Source organism: Blastococcus sp. HT6-30 (genome assembly GCF_039729015.1).
GTDB lineage: Bacteria > Actinomycetota > Actinomycetes > Mycobacteriales > Geodermatophilaceae > Blastococcus.
This window is the reverse complement of record NZ_CP155792.1, coordinates 1,140,653-1,166,848: the sequence shown is the minus strand read 5'-3', so window position 1 is coordinate 1,166,848 and position 26,196 is coordinate 1,140,653. Positions and strand designations below refer to the sequence as shown.

Sequence of the window (26,196 nt, the reverse complement as noted above, 5' to 3'; positions counted from 1 at the left end):
CGATGATCCGGCAGGACTACGCCTCAGGCCTAGCCCGGCTCGTCGGCCCAGCGGGCGAGGAACTCCTTCTCCTCCGCGGTGAGCCGGCGTGGCCGCTCGAGCGCGAAGTCGAAGGGCACCAGCAGCGTGCTGCCGGTGACGGCGAGCTTCCCGTGGTCGAAGAGCTCGTAGTGGCAGGTGAAGGCGGCGGCGCGGATGCCGGAGACCCAGAGCTGGACCTCCAGCGGGTCGGCGTCGTAGACCACCGAGCGCTTGTAGACGATTTCGTGGGAGGCGACGACCAGGCCGCGGCGCATCCCGGTGCGCTCGTCGTGCGTGGGCTGCTCGAAGAACAGGTTGACCCGCGCCATCTCGAAGTAGCCGAGGAACGCGACGTTGTTGATGTGCTGGTAGGCGTCCATGTCCGACCAGCGCATGGGGACGTGCACGGTGTGCCTCACACCCGTCACCCTGCCGCATGTCCCCGGAGCGGTGCCGCGCGGGACCGGACGACCGCGACCTCAGCCGTCGAGTCGCCGGGCGAGGCGCGCCTGCCCGGGCCCGGGCAGCTCCGCGACGACGCCCCGGCGTCCGGCCACGGTCATCGCGATTGCCTCCGCCGTCCCCCCGGACCTCCGGGCCGCGCCCGAACGTCCAGTCGATGTCGGTGGCCACCAGCCGGACCCCTCGTACGCGCAGCACCCCGAGGAGCGTCGGCGCGAACAGGGCCGTGCGGAGCCCTGGCACCAGCCCGCGCAGAGCGACGGGGCGCGCCACTGCTCGGGGGTGAGGTCGGCCAGCAGGTCACGCAGGTCCTCGCGGTCCGTGCGGGCCAGAGCCATCACGTCCATGCGCATGCGGGAACTGTCGCGGTCGCGCGGGTGCAGGACGCGAGTGCGGCGAGCCGGGGCCCCGCGCCGGGGCGATCAGGGATCGCTCGACCGAGGTGGCGCCATCCCCGCGCCCGGGTCCAGACGCCGACGGCCGGCGCAGAGCGGGTGCTCCGGCCGGCCGTCGGTCGTGACTACCGAGGTCCTGCGTCAGTCGCGGCTGAGCTTCCGGTAGGTCGCGCGGTGCGGACGGCCCGCATCCGCACCGAGCCGCTCGACCTTGTTCTTCTCGTAGTCGGCGAAGTTGCCCTCGAACCAGAACCACCTCGAGTCGCCCTCGTACGCCAGGATGTGCGTCGCAACCCGGTCGAGGAACCACCGGTCGTGGCTGACGACGACGGCGCAACCGGGGAACTCCAGCAGGGCGCTCTCGAGGCTGGTCAGCGTCTCGGTGTCCAGGTCGTTCGTCGGCTCGTCGAGCAGCAGCAGGTTGCCGCCCTGCTTGAGGGTCAAGGCCAGGTTGAGGCGGTTGCGCTCACCACCGGAGAGCACGCCGGCCGGCTTCTGCTGGTCCGGGCCCTTGAACCCGAAGGCGGCGATGTAGGCGCGCGAGGGCATCTCGACGTTGCCGACCTTGATGTGGTCCAGGCCGTCGGACACGACCTCCCACAGCGTCTTCTTCGGGTCGATGCCGCTGCGGTTCTGCTCGACGTAGGAGAGCTTGACCGTCTCGCCGACCTTGATCTCGCCGTCGTCGGGCTTCTCCTCACCGACCAGCATCTTGAACAGCGTGGTCTTGCCGACGCCGTTCGGGCCGACGACGCCGACGATGCCGTTGCGCGGAAGCGTGAACGACAGGTCGTCGATCAGCACCCGGTCGCCGAACCCCTTGGTCAGCTTGTTCGTCTCGACGACGACGCTGCCCAGTCGTGGGCCCGGCGGGATCTGGATCTCCTCGAAGTCCAGCTTGCGGAACTTGTCCGCCTCCGCGGCCATCTCCTCGTACCGGGCCAGACGGGCCTTGCTCTTGGCCTGGCGGGCCTTGGCGCCGGAGCGCACCCACTCGAGCTCGTCCTTCAGCCGCTTGGCGCGCTTGGCGTCCTTGGCGCCCTCGACCTGCAGTCGGGCGGCCTTCGTCTCCAGGTAGGTGGAGTAGTTGCCCTCGTAGGGGTAGGCACGACCGCGGTCGAGCTCGAGGATCCACTGCGCCACATTGTCCAGGAAGTACCGGTCGTGGGTGACGGCGACGACGGTGCCGGCGTACTTCTCGAGGTGCTGCTCCAGCCACGCCACGCTCTCGGCGTCCAGGTGGTTGGTGGGCTCGTCGAGGAGCAGCAGGTCGGGCGCCTCGAGCAGCAACTTGCACAGCGCGACCCGGCGGCGCTCACCACCGGAGAGCACGGTGACGTCGGCGTCGCCCGGCGGGCAGCGGAGCGCGTCCATCGCCTGCTCGATACGGGCGTCGAGCTCCCAGCCGTCGGCGTTCTCGATGACCTCCATGAGATCGCCCTGCTCGGCCATCAGCGCGTCGAAGTCGGCGTCGGGCTCGCCCATCGCCGCGCTGACCTCCTCGAAGCGGGTGAGCGCGTCCCGGAGGGGCTTCACCGCCTCCTCCACGTTGCCGCGGACGTCCAGGTTCTCGTTGAGCGGCGGTTCCTGCAGCAGGATCCCGACCGAGGCGTCGGGGGCGAGCGTCGCGTCGCCGTTGGAGGGCTGCTGCATGCCGGCCATGATCTGGAGCACGGTGGACTTGCCGGCACCGTTGGGTCCGACGACGCCGATCTTGGCGCCGGGCAGGAACGACAGGGTGACGTCGTCGAGGATCACCTTGTCGCCGTGCGCCTTGCGCGCACGGACCATCGTGTAGATGTACTGAGCCACTGGGCTTCGGAGCCTTCCGTCGTCTCGCGGGTAATCCCGCCTGGCGAGCCTACCGGGGGCGGGAACGGCGGACGTCCGCTCTGCGGGGGGCGCAGACGTTCCGCGGCCGGCCGTTCGGGCCCGTCCTGCCATGAATCGATTGGTGCAACGCCTGGCTCGGCATCCCCGATTCCCGGTCCGCACGCCCACGGACCGCTGGATCTCTGGTCCAGCCCTAGCATCGCCTCGTGACGACGCCGAAGCTCTTCGAGACCGGCCTCCGCTCGTGAACGCCGCCGACACCCTGACGGCGGCCGAGACGGAGCGGCTGACCCGCCGAGGTCTCCGGCTCGCCTGGTTCACGGTCGCCTACAACGTCGTCGAGGGCGCCGTCGCCGTGACCGTGGGACTGCTCGCCGGTTTGGTGTCGATGGTGGGCTTCGGCGTCGACTCCGGCATCGAATCGGCGTCCGCCGTCCTCGTCGGCCTGCGCCTGGCCGCCCGCCTGCGCCACGGCCACGCCGACGAGGCCAAGGAGCGGCGCGCGCTCCGGGCGGTCGCGCTCACCTTCTTCGTGCTGGCCGGCTACGTGACGGTCGAGGGCATCCGGAGCCTCGTGAGCGGCGAGACGCCCGACACCTCCACCGTCGCGCTGGTCCTGCTGGCCACCTCCGTCGTCGTCATGCCGCTCCTGGCCCGGGCCAAGCGCCGGGTCGGCGAGCAGCTCGGCGGCGACCCGCTGATCCTGGCCGACGCGGCCGAGACCCGGATCTGCGTGCTCCTCAGCGTCTCCACCCTGGTCGGGCTGGGCCTCTACTCCCTGGTCGGCTGGACCTGGCTGGATCCGGTCGCCGGGTTCGTCATCGCCGTCTTCGCCGTCATGGAGGGCCGCGAGGCCTGGGAGGGCGAGCTCGAGGACGGCTGCGGCCACTGACCGACCCGGAGCGACGGGGCGGGCCGGCGGCGTGCCGGCCCGCCCCCTCGCCCGCCGGTCCTAGCGGCCGACGAGCGCGCCCTCGGCCTCCTCGGACTCCTGGTCGACGACGCTGGTCGCGGTCTCGTACAGCTCGCCCGTGGACCGGTCGAAGCCGGGCCCGGGGAACTGCTCGTCGACCTGACCCTCTGCCGAGGCGGGTCCGGTTCCGGCCGACCCGGCGATGCGGGGTGGCTGGGCGCGCCTGAAGACCGCCGATCCGCGCGCCAGGTTGGGGCCCACGGCGAAGGCCTTGATGCGCGGCTTGCTGCGGGGGCCGCTGTCCGACTCCCAGGTGTGCGTCGTCAGGGCGCCGTGGACGATCACCGGGTCCCCCTTGCTGACGGATCCGGCCACGTTGCCGCTGAGGCCGTTCCAGCACTCGACGTCGATCCAGAAGGTGCCGGAGTCGACGTACTGCTCGGTGCCGGCGTCGTAGCGGCGAGCGGTGGAGGCGAGGCGGAAGTTGGTCACCGCCCCGTTCTGCGTGTTGCTGCGACGGGGTGCGTCGACGACGTTGCCGACGACGGTGACGATGGTGTCGTTCACGGTGCTCCTCCGGAGGCGGCGCCGGGTGGGCGCGACCGGCGCGGTGCCGGTGTGCCGTCGACCCTGACCGCCGTCCTTCGCCGGCAGGAGGCCGTGGAGCCAACTGTGGACGCGGACGGACCCTGTGGACGACGCGTCCCGCACCCGCACCACCCATTGCCGGGCGATGCGATGATCGGCGGCACGAGCGCCCGTAGCTCAGCGGATAGAGCAGGTGCCTTCTAAGCACTTGGTCGCAGGTTCGATCCCTGCCGGGCGCGCAGCTCGCCTCTGACCAGCTAGTTCAATGGAGAATCCTGTCCCGCAGGTCTGGCACAGCGCTCAGCGTCCGGATAACTTCGGCGCATGCGGGAGACCTGGGAGTCGCTGATCCGCGACTTCGTGCGCCACCTCAAGGGCACCAACCGGGCGGTGAACACCCAGACGATCTATCGCCGCGCGGCCCAAGGGCTGGTGCAGTTCCTCGAGCAGGACGGCGAGCTGCCCGGCCCGCAGCAGCTGACCCGGCGGCACATCGAGGCCTACATGGCCCACCTGATCGACACCCGGTCCGCGTCGACGGCCAACGTCGTCTACCGCGCCCTGCAGCAGCTGATGCGGTGGCTGCTGGACGAGGAGGAGATCGACCGCTCGCCGATGGAGCGGATGCGGCCGCCGATCGTTCCGGAGAAGCCGGTACCCGTGCTCACCGAGTCGCAGCTGCGCGCGCTGCTGGCCTCGGCCAAGAGCGCCTCGTTCGTCGACCGCCGCGACGCGGCCATTATCCGGCTGCTGCTGGACACCGGCGGACGGCTCTCAGAGGTGGCCGGGCTGGCCGTGGCTGACCTCGACTTCACCGACGACGTCGCCCATGTGATCGGCAAAGGGCGACGTCCGCGGGCCCTGCCCTTCGGGCAGCAGACGGGGCTCGCGCTTGGCCGCTATCTACGGGCCCGCGCCAAGGAGCGGCAGGCCGACCGTCCCGAGCTGTGGCTGGCGGAGAAGAACCGCGGGGCGTTGTCCTCCGACGGGGTCGGGCGGATGCTGCGTCGGCGCGGCCTCGCCGTGGGCATTCCCGGGCTGCATGCACACCAATTCCGGCACACCGCAGCCCATGAGTGGCTCGTGGCCAACGGCAGCGAGACCGATCTGATGCGGCTGATGGGCTGGAAGTCCCCGCAGATGTTGCGCCGGTACGGGGCCTCGATGGCCGACGAGCGCGCTCGAGAGTCCCACCGACGTCTCGGCCTCGGCGATCGTCTCTGAGCGACGATCCCGCGGTGCGCTCGGTCGCTGGGACCCCCTTTCGAGGTGCTCGGCTGACGAAAGGGCACTCCCCCGCACTTCGCGATCAGTGGGGCGCTCGTCCGCCGCCGGCCCGGCGGCTCCCGCGCGAATGGGCCGAGGCCAGAGCCAGCCGGAGGAAGTAGGCCTTGCGCGCGTGCTCGGCCCGACGCGCCCGCTCTGCGGGATCCAGAGTCCCGTCCGGGTCCACCTCGCGCTCGAACCGAGCCAGGAAGGCAGCGCGGGCAGGAGCTGTGTGCGCCGCGGCGTCCGGAATCCCGGCGTGCAGGTGGTGGGCTGCCATGCGGGCCCGCAGCGCCCGCCGGGCCGGGGAGGACGCGGCCTGCACGTCCCGTTCTCTCCGGCCAGCCGCACCGAGGTCTCCCACGTGACCTCCGCGCTGTTCCTGTGAACGGGACTCTTCAGCGCCCACGGGTCTGCCCTGCTCTCGCGTCGATCCAGGCACGCAGGTCGTGTCGGCGGTAGAGGACGCGGCGGCCGAGGCGGAAGCTGCGGGGGCCGGTGTTGTGATGCCTCCAGTAGCGGAGGGTGGCGACGGGGGCGCGGAGCAGTTCGGCGGCTTCGGTGATGGTGAGCAGCGCGGGCTGGTTTTCGGCGGGCTGGTCGGGCATGGCGGCTCCAGAGCGGGTCGGTGTGCCTGGCCGTACATCGACAGAAGGCGCCGTTTCGGACCGTTTGCTGACACGCCGTGGAAGAGTCTGTGGAGAACCTCCGGTTTTCCTTCTGTTTTCCTCCGGCACGGCACGGGGCCCGTCGGGCTCCTCGGCCAACCCGGCGAGAGAGCCCCTTGGATGCCCTGAGGGTGAGGCGGTGCGCAGGGAGAAAGCCGTTCAGCGCCCGATGCCCCGGTCGGGCGCGCGGTGTGAGGTGAGGTCGCGAAGGTCCTCCGGGTACGGGCGACGGACGGCCTGGTCGGACGCGACCGTCGGTCGAGGGGTGGTCCGGGTTGCCCGTTGGGCGGCGTCGCGGCGGGCGCGCCAGGTGTTGCTCTCCTGCCTGAGAAGCTCGGGCGGCTGGGCGAGGATCGCCGGGTCGGCTTGCAGGGTGGCGATGCGCGCCCGGACATCGGTGACCTGCTGGCGGGCGGCGGCGAGAGCACGCTCGGCGTCGGCCAACTGCCGCGCGTAGTCGCGCTTGCCCGGTGAGCCGTAGTCGGCGTCGTGGTCGCGGCGGGCCCGGGCCAGCTCTCGCTCTGCGGCCTGGTGGGCCCGCAGTGCGGTGTCGGCGGCCGCGGTCAGCTCGCGGTTCTCGGGGTGGGCGGCTTCGGCGGTGCGGCGGGCGGAGGCGTCCAGCGCCGCCCGCATCGCGGGACGGTCGTCGGGGCCGGCGGCGGCCCGGGTCAGCCGGGCGTTGTCGGCGGGGAGGCCCGGCAGGTGCGGTGCCCACGTGGTGTACCAGCCGGTGAGCTGTTCGTCGGCGCGCGCCACAGCGGACCGACGGAGCCCGAGCCGACCCGGGCCGCCGAGGACCACCCGGGCGGCCTGCCGGGCTGCCTCCCGCTCGGCGTCCCAGCGGTCCAGCAGCGCCTGCCGGATGCTGGCGGTGTCAGCGGTGATTAGGGCGCGGCTGGTCTCGGCGGCCTGGCGGGCAGCGGCGGCGTCGACCGCGGCCTGCCGGCAGTTCGTCTCCAGGGCGGTGAGCCGTCGGGTGTCGTCGGCCTGCCGTGCGACGGCCTGGGCGAGGATCCGGTGCTGCCACTGTTGGCGGGCGAGCAGGTCCAGGCAGCGCTGCTGGTCGGTCCACGCGGCGTGCAGCTCAGCGAGGGCCTCGGCCAGCGGCCGCGACCGGGCGTAGCGCGCGGCCTCGGCGGCCGCGGCCCGGGCGGCGTGGGCGGGACCGAGGTCGGCGCGGTCTCGGACGAAGACCGTGAGCCACTGCTCCCGCGCCGACTCGACGTCCGCGGCCACCAGGTGGGCGGTGTTGGTCTGGCGACCGCGGGTCATCCCGACGTAGGCCGACGCCGCGCCGGTGTGCTCCCCGATCGCCAGGTGCGCGGCGGTGACGGTGTCCCCCTGGGCGCCGTGCGCGGTGGTCGCATAGGCGAGCTCGACGTGCGCGGTGACGTAGTCGACGGGCAGCACCCGCGACCCTGTCCCGGCCGGGGTGACGGTGGGGATGACGGAGGCCTCCTCGCCCCCGGCGGGGGTGACATGTGGTGTGCCGTCGGGGGTGACGCGCAGCCCGCCGTTCCGGTCGACGCCGGTGACCGTCCACACGTCGCGGTTGGCGACCTGCAGGTCGCGGTCGTTGCGGCGGGTGGCGATCCGGTCGCCGATGCCGATCCGCTCCCCGGCCCCGGTGACGACCACGCGCCGGTCGTCGACTCGGCCCTCGGTGACCAGTCGGTCCCGGATGACGGCATTGAGGGCGGCGGCCTGCTCACGTGTGTCGACCACCAGCGCCACCGGCTCGTCAACGGCGTTGGAGATGGCCGCGCCGGCGGCGAGCGCCTCCCGCAGCGCCTGCGCGTCGGGGTGCAGCCGGATCTGCCCGCGGGCAAACAGCGCGTCGAACACCATCCCGGGGTTCTCACCGGCGCGCATCGCCAGGGTCAGCTCGGCGTAGTCGGTATCCGGTGTCGTGCGGCCGGTGGCGTCGGTGCGGATGAAGCGGTGCACCCCGACCAGTGTCAGGTGCTCGGCCGGGTCGACCTGGGCCGCGGCGAGGTCCAGGACGCCACCGCGACCGACCGCCGGCAGCTGATGCCGGTCACCGAGCAGGGCGACGCGCACCCCGCACTCGTCCGCGATCGTCAGGAGGGCCCTGGCGGTGTCCTGGTCCAGCATGCCCGCCTCGTCCACGACGAGCAGGTCACCGGCCCGCAGCCGCGCCCCGTCGGCCGGTCCGGCATAGGTACGGCCGGTGACCGGGTCGGGGTGGCCGAGGGCGAGGCGGGTCCACGCGCCGTCGCCGTTCCAGCGCCAGCCGTACTCGAAGGCCAGCCGGGCCGCCGACCCGGCGACCGCACCGACCTCCGCGGCGACGACCTTGGCCGCCTTCAACGTCGGGGTCACCACCACCAGCCGGCGACCCTGCTCGGCGAGCTGGGTCCTGGTGGCGGCCAGGGTAGTGGTCTTGCCGGCGCCGGCCGCGCCCTCGATCACCACCAGTCGCCGCGGGCCGGCGAGCGCGGCGACCGCCGCGGCCTGCCCGGCATCCAGCCGCGTGCCACCGGCTGCGAGGTCGACCGGCTGTGTCAGGCCGGGGCCAGGGACGCCGGCCGGGCGATCGGTGGCGCGGGAGGCGAGGTGCGCGGACAGATCCGCCTCGACGGCGAGCACCGGTCCTGAGGTCCAGGCCCGAATGTGCTCGGGCACCCCCTCGGCAGGGCTGTGGCGGTCCAGCAGGGGCACACACCGGCCCATCGCACGGGCGGTGACGTCTTCGGCGAGCTCGATGCGCACCGCCGGATCGGTGACGATGCCGGCGGCGGCGAGCAGCTGCTCTACCTCCCCGCGCACGTCGGCGGCGTTCCACGCCGAGCGGGCGGCGCCCAGCCGGTCCAACACCCGGTCGGCCACCTGCTCCCGGTCCAGGCCGCCGACCGGGGTGGGGGTCAGGCCGACAGGAGCATTCCGATCGCGGTAGCCCAGCGCGGCCAGCTCGTCCCGCCACCGTGCGGTGAGGTCCTCCCCCGGCTGGGGCAGCACCTTGTCCGGGCGGCCCGCTGCCCACGCTCTCGCGTCCCAGGAGCGGCGCAACGCCGGGCCGGGGGATTCGCCGGGATGCGCCGCGGCCCATTCCCGTTCGTAGGTGTCGATGTTCCGGGCGATCTGCGCCGTTCGCGCACTGAAGGCGCCCACGAAATCCACAAGCTGCCGAATCTCCCCACCGGCATCCAATGCATACCCGTGCGCGGCGAGCGCGGCGCGGAATTGCGGGTCGCAGGCAACCGCGGCGTGCCCAATACCGTTGATCGCGGCGAGGGAATCGCGGACGCCGACGGTGTGCAGGCCGCGCCATTTCCCGGCCGCGAACACCCGGGCGTTGATCTGCAGGTGCAGATGGCGGTGCGGATCCCCGGCCCGCGACGTGTAGTGCGCCACCGTCACCGCCTCGGCCACCTCGACCGGCACCTGCACCTGCCCGCCGCGCGGACCAACCCGGGTGGTGGCGTGCCGCCCGAGCCAACCGATGATCTGCTCGGCCGCCCGGGCCTGCGCCGCGTCATACGCCGTCGCGATGTCCGGATGCAGCGCGGCCGCCAGCGACCACGTCTTCGGGCCGTTGACCACCACCTCGACGAACCGCACCGCATGCCCGTCGCCACGCAGCTGACCCCGCGGCTCCCCGGTGCCCGGTTCACGGCCGGCCACCCACGTCTCGTAGGCGTCACCGGTCAGCGGCGCCAGCTCGGTCACCCGCCCCTCGGCGACGCCGAACCGGCGGGCCACACCGGCGCCCTCGGTCAGGTAGTAGTCATCCGCCCGGCCCCGGTCGGCCTCCACATACTGCCGGGCAGCCGCCGGCGCACCGGCGTAGACCTTCATCCCGCCATGCATTCTCAACGCCACCCGACAATGACCAACAAGTCACCCCTAGAAACGCCGATGGGCCCCGCGAAGCGGGGCCCGACCTACCTCCGAAGGTAGCATGCGTGCCGTTATTCACGTTATTTGGTGAGGGGGTTGGGTGCTATCGGTAAGCGTTGGATGTTGCGAGAACAGGGTCAGCGCGGCGGTCGGCTCATGGGTTCTTTGTGGCAGCCCATTGATGGTCTCGGGGACTTGGTCGGCCTAACCCGTCAAACTGCGACCTTAGAGATGGGGCAAGCGCTTCATGTCTGAAGAGGTAAAGCGAAGCGATAGCGAACGCGTCATCAGACCGAGAGGTCGGTCCTCACGCAAATGGCGTTGCGCAAGAGCGAGCCGACGGGCTAGCCCGGTGTCCAAGGGGCTACGGCGTACGGAGGACGCGCACCGGGTCACGCATGGCGGCTACGGCGGCCGGGGCGAGAGCTGCTGTGGGTGGCGGTCAGTACGGCCAGCACTAAGGCCCCTACAACCAATGACCAAAGCGCGAGGCTCCCGGTCCAGATGGCGAGCAACACTCCAAGCACCGCGCCAAGGATGGAACCAGCAGTGCTGGCGATGGTGGTGCGCAGGGTGACCAGCGCGATGAGCGTCGAGCGGGTGGCTCCCAGGGCGCGTCGTCGGCCGAGGTCGGTGCGCCGGAGGAGAACGTCGGAGAGGACGACGATCCCGGTCAGCGCGGCTCCGGCGGCCAGTACGAGCAGTAGCAGCGATCGCCCGAATGCTCCGACGTCCTCTCTGACCTGGCTCTGCAGTTCCGCCAGCTCCGCGGGGGGCTGGACCTGCAGGTCCGTGGGTGAGGGGGCGTCGACCAATTGGAGGACCTGTGCCTGAGTGGTGCCGACGTCATCGGGGTTCCCGATGACGACGTACATGGTCGAGGCCGGTGCCAGTGCCCCTGCGGGGGAGCCGATGAGCACGCCGTTGTCCAGCTGACCGAATGGCTCGCGTGCGGTGAATGTGCCGACCACCGCGGCCTCCTGTGCGCCCCAGGCGACGTAGCCGGCGGGTCCGTCGAGGCCCAGCAGTCCAGCGGCCGATTCGGCGACGATGGCTTCGCCGGGTCCGGGCAGGCGGCCGCTGGTGAGGGTTGCAGCCGCGCCGAGGTCGCCCAGCACGGTCCACGGCGGACGGTCTCGGCGCTGTTCGAGACCACGCTGGGCGACCATGGCATCACGCTGCTGCGGCCGGGCCCGCGCCGGGGAGACTCCTCCGCCCGGAGCGCGCCTGTTCAAGCCGCTGCGGCTGGTGATCGAGTCGATCAACGACACCCTCGAAGGCCAGCTCGACCTCGAACATCCCGGCGGGCACATCCCGACGGCCCCCGACCGGTGTGTGGGTCCGCGTCCTGCAACGCGTCCTGGCGCCGACCGCCGTCATTTGGCAACCATCACATCGGCGCACAACCCCAGGATCACTGATCGCATCAGACGACAAACCCATGGAATCGGTCATCTAGCGACGCGTCCCCAGCGGGACCGGTCTTGGCCTTCTTCCGCGGCGACGACGGTCGCATGTCACGTCCGTTGCACGTGGAGCTCGGCGGCCGCACGCGGCCTCGTCTCAGCGCCGCACCCCGACTCCGGTCTCGGCGCCAAGGGTCTTGCGCTCGTCGATACGGACTGTAAGGGTGCCATCACGCCACGCAAAGGCGTCCAGCCCAGAGGAGAGTGATGAGTCACCGTTCATCTACCTGCGCCCCCTACCATCGCCGGACGCGCTCGCGCCGGCCAGGTACACGACTCCTCCTTGCGTCGCTGACAAGCCTCGGACTCGCGATATCCCTGGGAGGACCAGCACTCGCCTCACCTCTGCCGCTCCCCGCGCCTGGAACGGCGGAGATGGAGAGAGTCGACCCGCAAGGTAGTGCCATCGACAAGTCCGCACTGACCTTGCCACCCGTCCCGGAGAACATGGGAGCGCTCGCCAGCGAACTCTCAGGCAGGTTCGTCGACGATCCCCAGTTCGCCGCAGTAGAAGTCACGTTGCAGCGAGACAAGGTCATCGTCTACTGGCACGGCAAGCCATCAGCCGCGGTGCTCGGCATGATCAGCACCAAGCCGGATGTCTCCACGGAATTCCGTGAGACCCGGTTCAAGCCGGGACTGCTGCGAGAAGCTGCTCGTCGGCTGCTCGCGTCGAATCCCAATGTCGAATCCGCGCACGCACGGTACGACGGCTCCGGCTTGGCTGTGTCACTTGATCCGACGGTCCCGCTCGCGAATCGCCCGAGCCAAGCTGCACTACAGGCCGCGACGGGCTTCCCGACTACCGTCGACACGCAAGCCCCTGTGGCTGCAAGCACTCGCCAGTACGACTACAGCTACCACCTTGGCGGAGCCCGCATCTATCATCCACTCGGTGACGGTCGCGCATCCGGATGCACCTCCGGCTTCGCAGTCAGGAGCCAATTAGACCCCGCCAAGCAAGGCATGATGTTTGCAGCTCACTGCGGGACGAGCGAATTGGGTAATGACTGGGTCGTCTCGGGCGCCAACACGTACCTCTGGGGCAAGACCGTTGCATTCGATTGGGATCATGACGGCGCCATCATCGATAGCGGCTTCTCCCAGCCGTACATGTGGATCGGGGCCTATGACACAACAAACTACACGAAGATCAACGGCGGCCGTAACGCCTACAAGAACCAAGAGCTCTGCTACAGCGGATCTTACTCGGGACTCGTCTGCGGAAATGTCGTGACCGAAACGGGTGTGCTCTACAAGCTCGACAACGGCAAGCTGTCCAACATCACAGGATTCATGACTCAGCAAAAAAGCGGCACCCCGGCGGCGGGCAACGGCGACAGTGGCGGGCCCGGCTACGAGGTGACCTACGATACCTACTCGGGAAGTTACAAGCGATACGCCGTGGGAATTATCTCGGCGATCCCCATGAACTCCCCTGCTGAATGCCTTGGAGTTCCGGGCAGCACGGCCGAGAATGGACGGAAGTGCAGCCCCACCGTCTACGCCACGTCCGTCATCTCCATCACCAACCAACTCGGTTGGAGCGTTATCGAACAGTAGGCTGTTCCCAAGACAGGGATCCAAGACAGGGAGGGGTGAGCTGGCCCAGAGTAGCCGGGCTCACCCCTCCCCCCGTCTCCAAGGGAGTACTGTCAACACATGCGGACACGCACAGCGCGATTCACCGTAGCGCTCATCCTCGCAGGAGTGATGTCATCAGCAGCCTGCGCCACCCAACAGAATTCTGCCCAACCTCCGGCTACTCCGTCTGAAGAAATCAAAGTAGCCGCATTTGGTGAGCCAGGGACGGCTACCTCAGATGACTTGTCGAGTGCGGCCCACGCCATAACGAACGCACTCGGCGATCGACGCCAGTTCTCCGCGATCGAGCTCCTCAAGGATACCGAGAAGCTGAGGCTCTACTGGCATGGCGAGGCGCCAGCTGGCGTCCTTGACGAGGTAGTCCAGGATCACCCTGGAGTGGTCATCGAAGTGGTTAGCACGACGTACTCGCCGAAGATCCTCCGCGAAACGGCACGCCGGCTGCTTGCTACCGAGTCCGCGGTGCGGGCGGCGATCCCGCGCGCCGACGGTTCCAGCATTCGCGTGGAAGTTGCTGCCGACGAATTGGACGGCACGGTCGAGGAGCTAGAAACGCGCCTATCCCGGGAGACGGGTGTGCCAATAGAGGTTGGTACAGCTCCTCCCGTGCCTGCGGACTAACGCGAACGACAGCACGCAGCATCAGCAGCCGGCGATTGATTGCAGTTCCTCGTGGTCGCGATCATGAGTGCCTTTCCGGTGCCTCTGCCCGAGCGCCGCCGGTGACGAACATGGTGATGTAAGCCCATCCAGGGGGCAGGTCATCGTTGTACGCCGCGACAGCCTGAAACCCCTTCGATGGTGATCAGCCCGGCGTGCTGCAGCTGCGGCAGCCAGTGGCCGGAGGTGATCAGCAGGAGGATCGCGGCCTCGTCGGAGTAGTCGCCGAGGGCGGCGCGCAGCAGGGCGTTCTCCACGCCGACCGGGTCGAGGTCGGCGGCTCTGAGTTCGAAGATCACTGGGTTCTCCCTCTCCCGGCCAGCGGGGGTCGGGGGTGAGTGTGCCGATGGGGTCTGACAGGCGCGGCCGTCGGCGCGGGTGTCGGGCAGCGGTCGCGGGGTGGGTGAGCGCGTCGGGCCGGCAGGCCCGCCGGCAGCTTGCTGACGGTTGGTCTCGACGCGCCAGCGGCGGGGCCTCGCGCGCCCCCCGCCGCCGGCTGGCCACATGAAACCGGCCCCCGCCTCGGCGTGGCCGCCCCCGCGGGGCGTGCGGGGGCAGCCGGACGACGGTCAGCTGGCGCCGGGTGCGGGGTCGGCGGTGGGTTGGTCGGCGGCGTCGATGATCTGTTGTTCGATGTCGGCGAGTGTGTAGCCGCAGGAGGCCAGGAACCGCAGCCAGCGGGCGTCACCGGCGCCGGGGTTGCGCCAGGACTGGCGGTGCAGGCCGGACTCGATGGCGCCGGCGATGTGGGCCAGCAGCGCCACGGGGAGCCGGGCGTCGGGCACGTGTTCGCCGCTGGTCAGCGTGAGCGCGGGCTTGTCCGGGGTGGCCCACCACTGGCCGGGGGCGTCGATGCCGAGGTCGGCGGCGGCGGAGTCCTGGGCCCGGTTGGGTCGCCCGGACAGCCACCGGGACAGTGCCCGGGGGTCGGCGGCCATGGTTTCGACGGCGAACCGCAGCGGGCCCTTGGGTGGGGTCTTGCGCTGCAGCAGGCCCTTGATCCACTCCCGGCGGGTCTCGTCCGCCGCCGCCATCGCCTTGTTGTTCTCGATGGTGGTCCGCCGCTCGGCCGAGGCGGCCTCCCGTTCGGCCTCGCTGGGTTCCTCGGCTGCTGCGTTGGTGGGCAGGGCGGTGGCCGTCCAGCGGGCGCGGTGGCCGTTGCCGGCCGGGTCGGTGCACACCTCGACCGGCTGCGGTCCCTGCCAGCCGGTGGTGCAGACGTAGACCGCGGAGCCGGGGCAGCCGGCGTGGCCGTCGGCGGTCAGCGGCGAGCCGTCGTGCTCGAGGTTGGCCACCCGGGTGGCGGCGCGGCCGGTGTCCTCGTCCAGGACGGTGCGCCCGGCGGCGGTCAGCTCGGCCAGTAGGGCGGCTGCCTGCTCCGCTTCCTGCTTCGCCTGCTTGGCGCGGGTCAGTGCGTGGGCGAACTGCCCGGGTCCCTCCCCCGCTGACGCGATCAGGGCGGCGGTGGTGTCGGGGTCGCCGGCGTAGACGGCGACGGCGGCGGCCTGGTCCAGGGTCAGTCCGGCAGCGGCGACCGCGGCGGCGGTGTCGCCGTCCAGCCGGCCCAACCCGGTGGACTTGGCGACCCTGGTCAGCGGCACGCCGAGGTCGAGCATTGCCTGCACGCCGCGGGCTTCCTCCACCGCGGACAGGCCCCGGCGGTGCAGGTTCTCGGCCATCATCGCGCCCACGTGCCCGGCCTGGGCGGCCCGGTCGCCGTCGGTGGCGTCACGGTCGAGGGCAAGGTCGGGGCGCAGCACGCACGGCACCGTGGTGAGGCCGGCGAGGACCGCGGCGGCAGCCCGGCGGTGCCCAGCCACAAGCTGATGGCCCGGCGTCCCGTCGGCGGCGGCGTGCGGGATCACGGTGAGGGCCTCCAGCACGCCCTGGGCGGCGATGGAGTCGGCCAGCCCGGACAGGTCGCCGAGGTCGTCGCGGATGTTGCGGGGGTGCACGGCCAGCTCCCGGGGGTCCAGCCACACCAGCCGGTGTGCCTGCCCGCCGTCGTCGGCTGTCCCGCCGCCTGCGCTGCCGGCGCCGGCCAGGTCGACGTGCTCGGTCTCGCGCTGCTCGATCCCGGCACGTCGGGCGTTTTCGGTCGCGGACGGCTCGTCGGGCGTGTCCTCCCGGCCGGTGGTCAGAGCGGCAACTGTCGTGGCGGTGGTCATGGCTGGTTCTCCTTCGATGCTCTGCGGGGTGGCGGTGCTCTCGGTGGGGGTGCTGTCGGCGGGGGTGCTGGTGGCGGGCATGTCGCGCTCTCCCCGGTCAGGCAGTGGCGAGGACGCGGGCGCCCCCGGGCTGCGCGACCGGTCCGTCAGGCGGGGCGGTTTCCCCATCCCCCGGCGTGTCCTCGGCGCCCTCGGCGCCATCGAGGTGGTCGAGGATGCGGCGGGCGGCAGCGGTCACCGTGGCCGCGGCGGCGCGGACGACGTCGACGTCCCCGGCCGCCCAGGCGGCGACGTAGGGGACGGTGTAGGCGCCGGCGTCCAGCCCGGCCCAGGCGGTGACGATGTAGGCGACCGACTCGGCCTCGGCCTCCGCCCGCCCGCGGCAGCCCCGGTAGTCATAGCCATCGGCGGTGTGCCCGCACTCGATATGCGCCAGTTCGTGGGCGAGGGTCTTGACCGCCTGCGCGTCGGCGACGTCCGGGCGGACCCGGACGGTGCGGGTGGCCGGGTCAGTGAGGCCGTTGGCCTGCCCGCAGTCCTCGCGGCTCAGCGTGTAGCCGTGCGCGGCGACCTGCGCGGCCAGCGCTACCCACAGGGCGGCGGGGGCGTCACCGGTCAGCAGCTCGGGCGCGATGTCGGGCAGCGGGTCGCCCTCGGTCTGGGAGACGTCGAAGACGTGCGCGACCCGGAACCCGCGCAGCACCCGCCCCCGGGCCGACAGGTCGGCGTCCCCACCGGCCGGCTCCCCCGCCGTCCCCGCCGCCGTCGTGGCGGCGGCCCCACGGGTGTCCTGCCCGGTCCCGGTGTCGGCTCGGGTGTCCTTGGGCGTGTAGGTGCAGGGGGCCAGGACGGCGAGTCCGGTGGATCCCTTGACCACGCTGCGGCCCAGAGCCTTCCAGGTGGTGAACCCGGCCACGCGGGTGGGGCTGAAGCCGAGCCGCGCGGCCTGCAGCTCGATTAGCAGCTGGTTGCCCAGGCTGTAGGTGTGGAACTTGGCGGCGGCATCGAGCATCGCCCGCCACTGCGGATCGGCGGCCAGCTGCTCGACGCGCTCGCCGATCTGGTCGTGCAGGGCGGCGATCTTCGCCGCCCGCGCGGCGTCGGCTGCCTCCCGCTGCGCCGGACTCAGCTGCGGTCGCCGACTCCGGCTTCCCCTGCCGGTGCGACTGCTGCTCGTGCCGCTTGCCGCGCTGCTGGTTGTGCTGCTGGTGCTGGTCATCTGGACCCTCCCGGAACTGGAGCCGACACCGGTACGGGAGGGACTACGGAGTAGGTGTCCTGCCACCCATTCCCCCGGCCCGTCCGGCACAGAGCTCTGCTCAGGGGCCGGGAGCGACGGCGGGGGACGACCGGACCAAGACTGCTTCCGCAGCGCAGCGCCCGAAGGGCGGAAGGATCTTGGTCCGGTCGGGAGGAGACGGCGCGAGAGGCCCCTACGCTGAGCTGCCGGACGGGTCGGGGGACCAGCAAGCACAGCCCGCCGCAGGCGGACCTTGACGACGGCGCAGCCGGCGCCACGCGCAGCGTGGCCCGAAGGGCGCTCCTGCCCTCCCCCAGCGACCGCGGCGCGACGTTGCATTTGACGCGCTCACCGGTCAGGGACCCCTGGTCACCCGACACGCGGCACCAGCCGCTGGCGGACCGATCACGGGCTCCGCCGTCTCGCCATGCTCGAGGTGCGGTGTCGTGCGCCATGTGTCGACCGTGGCCAGGCCAGCGCCCGCCCGAGGGCGTCGGTCCGGATGTCGTGGACAGGAGCCGTCGTCCACCGGGACCAATTGCACCCGAGCCCCCCGATGCCCGCGCCTGCACCGGCTGACTGGAGGACAACAGGAGGACAACTGGAGGAACCCCAGGTCAGCCGCGAACCTCCAGTGGTCCTCCAGTCCCTGTGCGAACACGGGTCCCCCGACTGTCGTCGGCCTACCGGAGAACGTGCCTCACAAGCGCGGGGCGGAGCAGCTCGGCCAGGGACAGCGCCGCGGCGGACAACCGGGCACCGGCCGAAACTGGAGGTGGTCCCGGGAGACCCCCTGATCGGGACGGGACATAACCCAGCCGCAGGACCGGGGGCCGTCCACCGGCTGTCCCGGCGGCCCCCCGGCGCCGGCAGATGCAGGGGCTCCATCGCTGGCAGGTGACGTGCCAGGAACGGCCGCTACAGGAGAACAACCGGAGACATCCGGTCAAGGCTGGCTGTGAGGTGTCACCACCGGGCCCGAAATGGCGCCTTCTGTGGTGAGACCACCGCCCACCACCGACCGCCTCCGGGAGCCAGCCATGCCCGACCCCACCGACGACCACGAGCCCGAACTGCTCACCATCACCGAGGCCGCGGACGTGCTCCGCGCCCCAGTCGCCACCCTCCGCTACTGGCGACACCTCGGCACCGGCCCGAACAGCTTCCGACTCGGCCGGCGCGTCCTCTACCGCCGCGCCGATTTGCGCTGCTGGATCGACGCACAAGCCGACCAGGCCCCGCGCCGATAGCCCCGCGCCTGGCGGAGAGCGGCTGGACCGGACACGGGGCCGCATCGGACTGCGGGCGCACGGTGCGGCCTGGTGGCCCCCCGGCTGTGGACAACGACGGCCGTCCACAGAACCGAACAGGACAGGCCACTGCAGGCGCCGGAACGGCGACGCTCACATCACCGAGAGGAGGAGCGATGGGATGGATAGGACCGGTCGTGGACGACCAGGAGCACGAAGGCTGGGTGGTGCCCTTGTTCGCCGACGGCGCGCAAGGCGCCGGCTCCAGCAGCGCCCGCGGGGTACTGATCGCCCGCCGGCCCGGCGACGAACCGTGCGACGGCGACCGGGTACGGCTGACCTACCGCGACGGCTCCACCGCCGAGGGCATCTGGTCCGACGGCACGCTTCTACGCGGCGACGGGATCGTGCACCCCCCCACCAGCGGCGAGGTTGGCCTGGAGGTGACCGAGCAGGCCGAGGACTGGCTCCCCGATGCCGCGGTCGTCGGCTGGGTCGCCGGCTGCACCTGCGGCTGGCGCGGCACCCCCTGGACCCGCGTACCACCGGAGCTGGCCGACCCTGCGGCGCAGCGGCTGGCCGTCACCGGCCCGTGGGCCGATCTGGAAGCCGCCGACGAGAACCGGGTGCGGCAGGACTGGCTCCGGCACATCGCCGGATGGCAAGCCCTCGAGGACGTCGAGGCGACCGCCGCCCGGCAGGCCGCCGCAGCCCGGGCGCTGGACGAGGCGGTGCGCGCCGCACTCGCCGCCGGAGCCTCGTGGGCCGACATCGGCCGGGTCACCGGCATGACCGGCCGGTCGGCCACCGAGCGGTGGTCCGTCCGTGACTGAGCAGCCGACCGGTCACCCCGGACCGAGCGAGGAAACCCCGCCAGGGCAGCGCACCGTGCTCGTCGTCGACCTCGACGGCGAGCCGCTGGCGCCGCTGCGCGCCCTGGAGGAGATCCTGCTGTGTCTGGGCACGTGGGAGGACGACGACCGGCAGGACCCGAGCGCCGGCACGGAGCCGCTGCGGCTGCCGCCGCCGTTCGCCGGCCGGGTCGCCCTCGCCGCCGTGCAGCGCCTGCTCAGCGCACTCGCGCCCACCCAGTCCCGAGAACCCTGGCGCGGCCGGCTGCTCGCCCCGGAGGGCCGCCACGAGCACGCGCCGCTCACCGCGCTCACCCTCCCCACCGCCGACATCAACGTCCTCTCTGCAACCGCCGCGGCACTCGGGAATTCGGCGCTGAACCCCGAGATCGCCGACCTGGTCAGCACCTTCGCCGAGCAGCTCGGCAGCGGCTACCGCCGGACAGACCGCACCGAGCTGGTCTCGCTCCTTGCACGGCTGGCCGGCCTGCTCGACCTCGCCCCCACCGACGACACCCGACTGCTCATCACCCGGCTGCGGACCACCCCGCTCGGCACCGACTGCGTGCTCACTGACGCCGAGGAAGCCGCCCACGCCCGCACCGCCGACCGCATGAACCACATCTGGGCGCACGGCTCCGGCATCGACCGCTACCTCTACTGACCCGCGCGACCGCCCCGAGCGGCGAGGCGCCAGGGAACCGCGCCGTTCGGCCGAGCAGCTTCGGGACCTGGCCGACGGGACCGCGGGGATCGGTTGAGGAGGTCGCCGTCCAGGGCCAGCCAGCCCACCGGCCCGCACCGACTATAGCTGCGGCGGCGCCCAAGGCTGGTTCCTCCAGGCCCAGTGCCCCGACGGGACCACCTTCGTCGTGGAGCACCCGGGGAGGGACCCCCACCGGGGGTAGGAGCGTGGCTGGCTTGGCCTCCGAGAGCGCCTCTTGACCCGCCGCCTTCAGCGTGGTCATTCTGGGCCGCGAGGAAACCTCGGTTGTCCGGATCCAGTGGCCGGATAATTGTGCCCGGCACGCTGAAAGCTGCCGGTCAACGACCTGCAAAGATGCCTTGCCGCACAGCGCTGGGGCCCCTACAGCTTCTAAGCACTTGGTCGCAGGTTCGATCCCTGCCGGGCGCGCTCGCACGGCGCCTGCCCGGCGGCTCGACCCCGTGCGATCAGCGTCGTCGACCACCGGTGGCGGGGGGGGCCGAGCACCACGGCCTCCACGGGTGCACGCTGACCGCCCCGAGGCTGCCGCCGCGGCCGAGGCGCGCCGTCAGCGCCCGCCCGGTGGCCGGAGGACGGCGAACGGGTCGGTGACCTCCATGCGCGGTGTCACGAACCGGTAGAGCGCCGCCGGCCGGCCACCTGCCCGCCCGGAGGCCGCCGTCTCCCCCGTCGCCTCCAGGACGCCGCGACGCAGGAGCACGCGCTGCAGGTTCGTCGCCGTGACCTCGTAGCCGAGGGCGGCCACGTAGATCTCGCGCAGCTCGGCGATGGAGAACGCCGGCGGCGCCAGGGCGAAGGCGATGTTGGTGTACGACAGCTTGGCCCGCAGCCGCTCCAGAGCCGACTCCACGATCGAGCCGTGGTCGAAGGCGGTCCGGGGCAGCGCGTCCACCGGGTGCCACGCCGTGTCGTCGGGCAGCACGGGGTCCAGGTCGGCGGGGATCAGCCCGAGGTAGGCGGTGGCCACCGTGCGGCTGCGCGGGTCGCGGTGGGGGTCGCTGCGCGTCTCCAGCTGCTCGAGGTGCGCCAACTGGGCGACCTCCACCTTCGACGCGAGCTGCCGGCCGACCGAGGCGCCGAGGGTCTCCTCCGGCAGCAGCGGCCCGCCGGGCAGCGCCCAGGCCCGCGCGAACGGATCCTTGGCCCGCTGCCAGAGCATCCCGTGCAGCCGGCCCCCGCGGACCTGCAGCACCACGGCCAGCGCCTGGTGCGGGTAGGCCGGCCGCTCCGGCGAGGACCACACGGATGTCACGGACCTCATGCTAGGTTTCGCGGCAGAGGTTTCCGCCTCTGAGTATGAAACCCACTCCTCCGGAGGCCCTGGTGACCGCGACCCTCCCCGCCCGCACCGCCGCCCAGTGGACGCTCGAGCAGTGGCAGGACTGGCGCGACGAGGTGCGGCTCCTGGCCGCCGAGCGCGACGCCGTCGTCCTGGCGCACAACTACCAGGCCGCGCAGATCCAGGACGTCGCCGACCACGTGGGAGACTCCCTCGCCCTGTCCCGCATCGCCGCGGGCAGTACGGCGAGCACCATCGTCTTCGCCGGCGTCCACTTCATGGCCGAGACGGCGAAGATCCTCGCCCCGGAGAAGACCGTCCTGGTGCCGGACGCCGCCGCCGGCTGCTCGCTGGCCGACACCATCACCGCCGACCAGCTGCGCGCGTGGAAGGCCGAGCACCCCGGCGCCGCCGTCGTCTCCTACGTCAACACCACCGCCGAGGTGAAGGCCGAAACCGACATCTGCTGCACCTCGTCCAACGCCGTCGAGGTGGTCGAGTCGATCCCGGCCGACCGCGAGGTCCTCTTCCTCCCCGACCAGTTCCTCGGCGCGCACGTCCAGCGGGTCACCGGCCGGACGAACATGCGCGTCTGGATGGGCGAGTGCCACGTGCACGCCGGCATCTCCCCCACCGACCTGCGGCAGAGCATCGAGGACGCCCCCGACGCCGAGGTGCTCGTGCACCCCGAGTGCGGCTGCGCGACCAGCGCGCTGTGGATGGTCGGCCAGGGCGACCTGCCCGAGGACCGCGTGCACGTCCTCTCCACCGGCGCGATGCTGGACCAGGCGAGGCGGACGACGGCCACGCGGGTGCTGGTCGCCACCGAGATCGGCATGCTGCACCAGCTCCGCCAGGCCAACCCGGCCGCCGCGTTCGAGGCGGTCAACCCTCGCGCCGAGTGCCCCTACATGAAGATGTCGACGCCGGAGAAGCTGCTGCGCGCGCTCCGCGAGGGCCGCGACGAGGTCACCGTCGATCCAGACGTCGCTGCCCGCGCCCGCTCGGCCGTCGAGGCGATGATCGCCCTCGGCACGCCGTCGCTGGTCGGCGAGTGACCGTGGGGCCCCGCCGCTCCGCGCCGGTCGCCCCCGCCGTCGTCCCGGCGCTGCCGCTGCCCGCGGCCGGGTGGAGCCGCAGCACGGACGTGGTCGTGGTCGGCAGCGGCGCCGCCGGGCTGATGACGGCGCTGGCGCTGGCCGGTGCGGGGCGCCGGGTCGCCGTCGTCACCAAGGGAGCGTTGGGCGACGGCAGCACCCGCTGGGCGCAGGGTGGCCTGGCCGCCGTCCTCGGTGCCGACGACGACGCCGCGCTGCACCTGCAGGACACCCTCGCCGCCGGCGCCGGGCTCTGCGATCCCGACGCCGTGGCCGCGCTCGTCGCCGAGGCGCCGGACACCGTCCGGCTGCTGCAGGACCTCGGCGCCCGGCTCGACCTCGACCCCCGGGGCCGCCCGGCGCTCACTCGCGAGGGCGGGCACAGCCGGAACCGGATCGTGCACGCCGGCGGGGACGCCAGCGGCGCGGAGGTCACCCGCACCCTGGTCCAGGCGCTGGGCGACGCCGGGGTCGAGGTGCACGAGCACACCCTCGCGCTGGACGCCCTCCGCAGCGACGACGGCGCGGTGGTCGGGCTGCGGGTCGCCCGCGTCGCCGCCGACGGCGCCCTGACCGACGCCGGCGACCTGCGTGCGCACGCCGTCGTCCTGGCCACCGGCGGGTACGGGCAGGCCTACGCCGCGGCCACCAGCCCGGCCGGCGCGACCGGCGACGGGCTCGCCCTCGCCCTGCGCGCGGGGGCGGAGGTCGCCGACGTGGAGCTGGTCCAGTTCCACCCGACCGTGCTCTGGCAGGGGCCGGGCGCAGCGGGCCAGCAGGTGCTGATCAGCGAGGCGGTGCGGGGCGAGGGCGCCGTCCTCGTCGACGGCGCCGGACGGCGCCTGATGCCCCGAGCGCACCCGCTGGCCGACCTCGCGCCGCGCGACGTCGTCTCGGCCACGATCGCCGCGCACCTGGCGGCCACCGGCGAGGAGTGCGTCTTCCTGGACGCCACCGGGCTCGGTGCGGACTTCCTGGAGCACCGCTTCCCCGGCATCGTGCGCAGCTGCCGGAATGCCGGGTTCGACATGACCACCGCGCCGGTGCCCGTGACGCCCGGCGCGCACTACACCTGCGGCGGGGTGCTGGCCGACCTGGACGGCCGCACGGGCGTCCCCGGGCTCCACGCCGTCGGGGAGGTCGCCTGCACCGGCGTCCACGGGGCCAACCGGCTGGCGTCCAACTCGATCACCGAGGGGCTGGTCGCCGCCCGCCGCTGCGCCGCCCTCCTGGACGCCGGGCTGCCGCCGGGCGCGCCTCCCGAGCCGGCCGCCGGCGGGCCCTTCGCCGCGGGAGCCGTCGATCCCTCGGCGCGGCCGGCGATCGGGGCGGCCACCAGCCGGCACGCCGGCGTCCTGCGTACGGCGGCTGGGCTGACCGAGCTGATCGGCACCTTGGCCGGCGCCCCTCGCCTTCCTGCCGACCGCTCGCTGGACCTCGCCGCCGTCGAGGCCACGGCCGTGCACACCGTCGCGACCCTGCTGGCCACCGCCGCGCTCGCGCGCCCGGAGAGCCGCGGCTGCCACCGGCGCGCGGACGCACCTGCCACCCGGCCCGAGTGGCAGGTGCGGCTCGCGCACCGCCTCGGCGGCGCCGGCCGCGTGCACACCCGCGCCGTGCCGCTCGGCGTGCCCGGCACCGACCGGACCCAGGGAGTGGCATGACCGAGTGGTTCCCGCTGCGCGCGGAGCTCGCCGACGTCCTGCGCGACGGCGGCCTCGACCCCGGAGCCGTGGAGCGGGTGATCCGGGGGGCGCTGGAGGAGGACCTGGCGCTGGGCCCCGACGTCACCACCTTGGCCACGGTGCCCGACCATGCGCGCACCACCGGTGAGGTCGTGCCGCGGTCGGCCGGCGTGCTGGCCGGCATCCCGGTGGCGGCCGCGGTGTTCGACATCGTCGGCGGCACCGACGTCGAGGTGGTGCTGCACGCGGCCGACGGGATGGCGGCGCGCACGAACTCTCCGGTTCTCGGCGTCACCGGACCCACCCGCGCGCTGCTCACGGCCGAGCGGACGGCCCTGAACCTGGTCGGCCGGCTCTCCGGCATCGCCACGCTCACCCGGCGCTGGGTGGACGCGGTGTCGGGCACGGGCGCGGCGATCCGCGACACCCGCAAGACCACCCCGGGCCTGCGGGCGCTGGAGAAGTACGCCGTCCGCTGCGGAGGCGGGGTGAACCACCGCATGGCGCTCGGAGACGCAGCGCTGGTCAAGGACAACCACGTCGCCGCGGCTGGCGGTATCACCGCGGCCGTCGAGGCGGTGCGCGCCCACTCCCCCGCCGTCCCGCTGGAGGTCGAGTGCGACACCCTCGACCAGGTGCGCGAGGCGATCGCCGCGGGGGTGCAGCTGGTGCTGCTGGACAACTTCGGCCTCGCCGACACGCAGGCGGCGGTGGCGCTGGTGCGCGGGACCTCCGTGCGGCTGGAGGCCAGCGGCGGGCTCTCGCTGGAACGGGCCACCGAGGTCGCGGCGACCGGCGTCGACTACCTGGCGGTCGGGGCGCTCACCCACAGCGCCCCCGTGCTCGACCTGGGCTTCGACCTGCGCGCCTGAGCAGCCCCGCCGCAGCAGCCAGGCACCGGCGACTGCGCTCTGCGGGCGCTCCTCGCGCATCGAGGGCCCTGCAGGACCGCCGAAGAACGAGGAACACCCGCAGAGCGGGGGCGCGCCGGCGCGGGCCCGGCTACCGCCGCTGGGGGTGGACCCAGCCGATCGCCGGCGCCACGTGCTCGACGATCGTCTGCAGCAGGGAGGCGTTGTACTCGACGCCCAGCATGTTCGGCACGGTCAGCAGCAGGCTGTCGGCCTCCCGGACGGCGGCGTCCTTGGCCAGCTCCTCGGCGAGCACGTCCGGCTCGCCGGTGTAGCTCTTGCCGAAGCGGGCCCGCACGCCCTCGAGGATGCCGACCTGGTCCTCGCCGTCCCGGCCACCGCCGAAGTACTGCCGATCCAGGTCGCTGACGATCGGCAGCACGCTGCGGCTCACCGAGACGCGCGGCTCGCGCTCCCACCCGGCCGCGGCCCAGGCGGCGCGGTAGCGGGTGATCTGCTCGGCCTGCAGCTCGTCGAAGGGAACGCCGGTGTCCTCCACCAGCAGCGTCGAGCTCATCAGGTTCAGCCCCTGCTGCGCCGTCCACTCGGCGGTCGCGCGGGTGCCCGAGCCCCACCAGATCCGGTCGGCCAGCCCCGGCGACTGCGGCTGGATCGCGAGCTTCCCCGTCGCGCCGCCGGTCATCCGCGGGTCGGCGTCGACCATCGGCTGCCCGGAGATCGCGGCCAGGAACAGCGCGGTCTTCTGCCGCGCCAGGTCGGCGTCGCTGCTGCCCTCGCCCGGCACGTAGCCGAACGCCTCCGAGCCGCGCAGCGCGGTCTCCGGTGATCCCCGGCTGACGCCGAGCTGCAGCCGGCCGTCGGCCAGCAGGTCGGTCGCCGCGGCCTCCTCGGCCATGTACAGCGGGTTCTCGTAGCGCATGTCGATGACGCCGGTGCCCAGCTCGATCCGGCTGGTGCGCGCCGCCATCGCCGCCAGCAACGGGAACGGCGAGGCGAGCTGCCGCGCGAAGTGGTGCACCCGCACGTAGGCGCCATCGAGCCCGAGCTCCTCGGCGGCCATCGCGAGCTCCACGGTCTGCACGAGGGCGTCCCGCCCGGTGCGCACCTGCGACCCGGGAATGGGCTGCCAGTGCCCGAAGGACAGGAACCCGATCCGCTTCTCCACGACTGCTCCTTCTCGTCGATGTCTGTCGCATCAGCGCCGTGGGGGCGGTCCGGATTCCCGGCGCCTGTGGCAGATCACCCGTAGCGGGTGCGGCCGGTGGGGCGGATGTGTCCGGATGCGACGC

At 72.5% G+C, this 26,196-nt stretch carries 21 protein-coding genes and 1 tRNA gene; 10 read left to right on the top strand and 12 right to left on the bottom strand.

Features of this window, described 5'->3' with window-relative positions:
* Positions 1-29: 29 nt before the first annotated feature.
* Together ABC795_RS05595 and ettA are read right to left on the bottom strand one after the other, a co-directional pair.
* A complete protein-coding gene (locus ABC795_RS05595) occupies positions 30-440 on the bottom strand; it encodes a thioesterase family protein (RefSeq protein ID WP_347059937.1) in 411 nt (136 codons plus the stop codon).
* Positions 441-1,019: 579 nt separating this feature from the next.
* Entirely contained in the window at positions 1,020-2,690 is a 1,671-nt protein-coding gene (ettA, locus tag ABC795_RS05590; RefSeq protein WP_347059936.1) for an energy-dependent translational throttle protein EttA, read from the bottom strand.
* Positions 2,691-2,955: 265 nt separating this feature from the next.
* On the opposite strand from ettA, the gene ABC795_RS05585 reads away from it, so the two are divergent.
* Positions 2,956-3,603, top strand: a complete 648-nt coding sequence (locus ABC795_RS05585; protein ID WP_347059934.1) for a cation transporter — start codon at positions 2,956-2,958, stop codon at positions 3,601-3,603.
* 60 nt (positions 3,604-3,663) lie between these two features.
* Here ABC795_RS05585 and ABC795_RS05580 read toward each other — a convergent pair whose 3' ends face one another.
* The gene (locus ABC795_RS05580) at positions 3,664-4,191 is read right to left on the bottom strand and encodes a single-stranded DNA-binding protein (protein ID WP_347059932.1); all 528 of its coding nucleotides are present in this window, start codon (positions 4,189-4,191) and stop codon (positions 3,664-3,666) included.
* A gap of 187 nt (positions 4,192-4,378) precedes the next feature.
* On the opposite strand from ABC795_RS05580, the gene ABC795_RS05575 reads away from it, so the two are divergent.
* Positions 4,379-4,451, top strand: a tRNA-Arg gene (locus ABC795_RS05575).
* An 85-nt stretch (positions 4,452-4,536) separates the two neighbouring features.
* Positions 4,537-5,436 (top strand): tyrosine-type recombinase/integrase, encoded by a 900-nt coding sequence (locus ABC795_RS05570; protein ID WP_347059930.1) that lies wholly within the window; start codon positions 4,537-4,539, stop codon positions 5,434-5,436.
* Positions 5,437-5,876: 440 nt separating this feature from the next.
* Here ABC795_RS05570 and ABC795_RS05565 read toward each other — a convergent pair whose 3' ends face one another.
* The 3 genes from ABC795_RS05565 to ABC795_RS05555 all read right to left on the bottom strand — a co-directional run bounded on the left by ABC795_RS05565 (position 5,877) and on the right by ABC795_RS05555 (position 11,278).
* Positions 5,877-6,086 carry a helix-turn-helix domain-containing protein gene (locus ABC795_RS05565; RefSeq protein WP_347059929.1) on the bottom strand — a complete coding sequence of 70 codons (210 nt, stop codon included), beginning with the start codon at positions 6,084-6,086 and terminating at the stop codon, positions 5,877-5,879.
* Between the two features lie 219 nt (positions 6,087-6,305).
* Complete coding sequence (gene mobF / locus ABC795_RS05560) at positions 6,306-9,965, bottom strand: MobF family relaxase (protein ID WP_347059927.1); 3,660 nt, start codon at positions 9,963-9,965, stop codon at positions 6,306-6,308.
* Between the two features lie 434 nt (positions 9,966-10,399).
* Complete coding sequence (locus tag ABC795_RS05555) at positions 10,400-11,278, bottom strand: ABC transporter permease (protein ID WP_347059925.1); 879 nt, start codon at positions 11,276-11,278, stop codon at positions 10,400-10,402.
* A 570-nt stretch (positions 11,279-11,848) separates the two neighbouring features.
* Here ABC795_RS05555 and ABC795_RS05550 point away from each other — a divergent pair.
* On the top strand, positions 11,849-13,036 hold the full coding sequence (locus ABC795_RS05550) for a hypothetical protein (protein WP_347059924.1): 1,188 nt from the start codon (positions 11,849-11,851) through the stop codon (positions 13,034-13,036).
* Positions 13,037-13,291: 255 nt separating this feature from the next.
* Here ABC795_RS05550 and ABC795_RS05545 read toward each other — a convergent pair whose 3' ends face one another.
* From ABC795_RS05545 to ABC795_RS05530, 4 genes are all read right to left on the bottom strand, one after another.
* Entirely contained in the window at positions 13,292-13,450 is a 159-nt protein-coding gene (locus ABC795_RS05545; RefSeq protein WP_347059923.1) for a hypothetical protein, read from the bottom strand.
* 389 nt (positions 13,451-13,839) lie between these two features.
* Complete coding sequence (locus ABC795_RS05540) at positions 13,840-14,037, bottom strand: hypothetical protein (protein WP_347059921.1); 198 nt, start codon at positions 14,035-14,037, stop codon at positions 13,840-13,842.
* 270 nt (positions 14,038-14,307) lie between these two features.
* Positions 14,308-15,987 carry a ParB N-terminal domain-containing protein gene (locus tag ABC795_RS05535; protein ID WP_347059919.1) on the bottom strand — a complete coding sequence of 560 codons (1,680 nt, stop codon included), beginning with the start codon at positions 15,985-15,987 and terminating at the stop codon, positions 14,308-14,310.
* A 16-nt stretch (positions 15,988-16,003) separates the two neighbouring features.
* Positions 16,004-17,125, bottom strand: coding sequence for an ArdC-like ssDNA-binding domain-containing protein (locus tag ABC795_RS05530; protein ID WP_347059918.1), 1,122 nt, complete (start codon positions 17,123-17,125; stop codon positions 16,004-16,006).
* A 1,061-nt stretch (positions 17,126-18,186) separates the two neighbouring features.
* On the opposite strand from ABC795_RS05530, the gene ABC795_RS05525 reads away from it, so the two are divergent.
* The 3 genes from ABC795_RS05525 (at position 18,187) to ABC795_RS05515 (ending at position 19,911) form a co-directional block, all read left to right on the top strand.
* Complete coding sequence (locus ABC795_RS05525) at positions 18,187-18,396, top strand: helix-turn-helix domain-containing protein (protein ID WP_347059917.1); 210 nt, start codon at positions 18,187-18,189, stop codon at positions 18,394-18,396.
* A gap of 197 nt (positions 18,397-18,593) precedes the next feature.
* Positions 18,594-19,229: a hypothetical protein gene (locus ABC795_RS05520; protein ID WP_347059916.1), complete on the top strand. Its 636-nt coding sequence runs from the start codon at positions 18,594-18,596 to the stop codon at positions 19,227-19,229.
* Positions 19,222-19,911, top strand: coding sequence for a LuxR family transcriptional regulator (locus tag ABC795_RS05515; RefSeq protein WP_347059915.1), 690 nt, complete (start codon positions 19,222-19,224; stop codon positions 19,909-19,911). Before ABC795_RS05520 ends, ABC795_RS05515 begins: the two co-directional genes overlap by 8 nt.
* Before the next feature lie 610 nt (positions 19,912-20,521).
* Here ABC795_RS05515 and ABC795_RS05510 read toward each other — a convergent pair.
* A complete protein-coding gene (locus ABC795_RS05510) occupies positions 20,522-21,226 on the bottom strand; it encodes an NUDIX domain-containing protein (protein ID WP_347059914.1) in 705 nt (234 codons plus the stop codon).
* Positions 21,227-21,297: 71 nt separating this feature from the next.
* On the opposite strand from ABC795_RS05510, the gene nadA reads away from it, so the two are divergent.
* The 3 genes from nadA to nadC are packed head-to-tail and all read left to right on the top strand — an operon-like array spanning position 21,298 to position 24,907.
* Positions 21,298-22,311: a quinolinate synthase NadA gene (nadA, locus tag ABC795_RS05505; protein ID WP_347059912.1), complete on the top strand. Its 1,014-nt coding sequence runs from the start codon at positions 21,298-21,300 to the stop codon at positions 22,309-22,311.
* The gene (locus ABC795_RS05500; RefSeq protein WP_347059911.1) at positions 22,308-24,014 is read left to right on the top strand and encodes an L-aspartate oxidase; all 1,707 of its coding nucleotides are present in this window, start codon (positions 22,308-22,310) and stop codon (positions 24,012-24,014) included. The genes nadA and ABC795_RS05500 overlap by 4 nt, the downstream gene beginning before the upstream one ends.
* Complete coding sequence (gene nadC, locus ABC795_RS05495; protein WP_347059909.1) at positions 24,011-24,907, top strand: carboxylating nicotinate-nucleotide diphosphorylase; 897 nt, start codon at positions 24,011-24,013, stop codon at positions 24,905-24,907. The genes ABC795_RS05500 and nadC overlap by 4 nt, the downstream gene beginning before the upstream one ends.
* 130 nt (positions 24,908-25,037) lie before the next feature.
* Here the strand turns inward: nadC and ABC795_RS05490 are convergent, their stop codons facing one another.
* Positions 25,038-26,072 carry an LLM class flavin-dependent oxidoreductase gene (locus tag ABC795_RS05490; RefSeq protein WP_347059908.1) on the bottom strand — a complete coding sequence of 345 codons (1,035 nt, stop codon included), beginning with the start codon at positions 26,070-26,072 and terminating at the stop codon, positions 25,038-25,040.
* Positions 26,073-26,196 lie beyond the last annotated feature (124 nt).

Excerpts from the sequence above, each read along its gene's own strand:
- ABC795_RS05525 (WP_347059917.1), top strand. The coding sequence starts at position 18,187 with ATGCCCGACCCCACCGACGACCACGAGCCCGAACTGCTCACCATCACC.
- nadC (WP_347059909.1), top strand. The coding sequence starts at position 24,011 with ATGACCGAGTGGTTCCCGCTGCGCGCGGAGCTCGCCGACGTCCTGCGC.
- ABC795_RS05550 (WP_347059924.1), top strand. The coding sequence starts at position 11,849 with ATGGAGAGAGTCGACCCGCAAGGTAGTGCCATCGACAAGTCCGCACTG.
- mobF (WP_347059927.1), bottom strand. The coding sequence starts at position 9,965 with ATGAAGGTCTACGCCGGTGCGCCGGCGGCTGCCCGGCAGTATGTGGAG.
- ABC795_RS05565 (WP_347059929.1), bottom strand. The coding sequence starts at position 6,086 with ATGCCCGACCAGCCCGCCGAAAACCAGCCCGCGCTGCTCACCATCACC.
- ABC795_RS05535 (WP_347059919.1), bottom strand. The coding sequence starts at position 15,987 with ATGCCCGCCACCAGCACCCCCGCCGACAGCACCCCCACCGAGAGCACC.
- ABC795_RS05530 (WP_347059918.1), bottom strand. The coding sequence starts at position 17,125 with ATGACCAGCACCAGCAGCACAACCAGCAGCGCGGCAAGCGGCACGAGC.
- ABC795_RS05570 (WP_347059930.1), top strand. The coding sequence starts at position 4,537 with ATGCGGGAGACCTGGGAGTCGCTGATCCGCGACTTCGTGCGCCACCTC.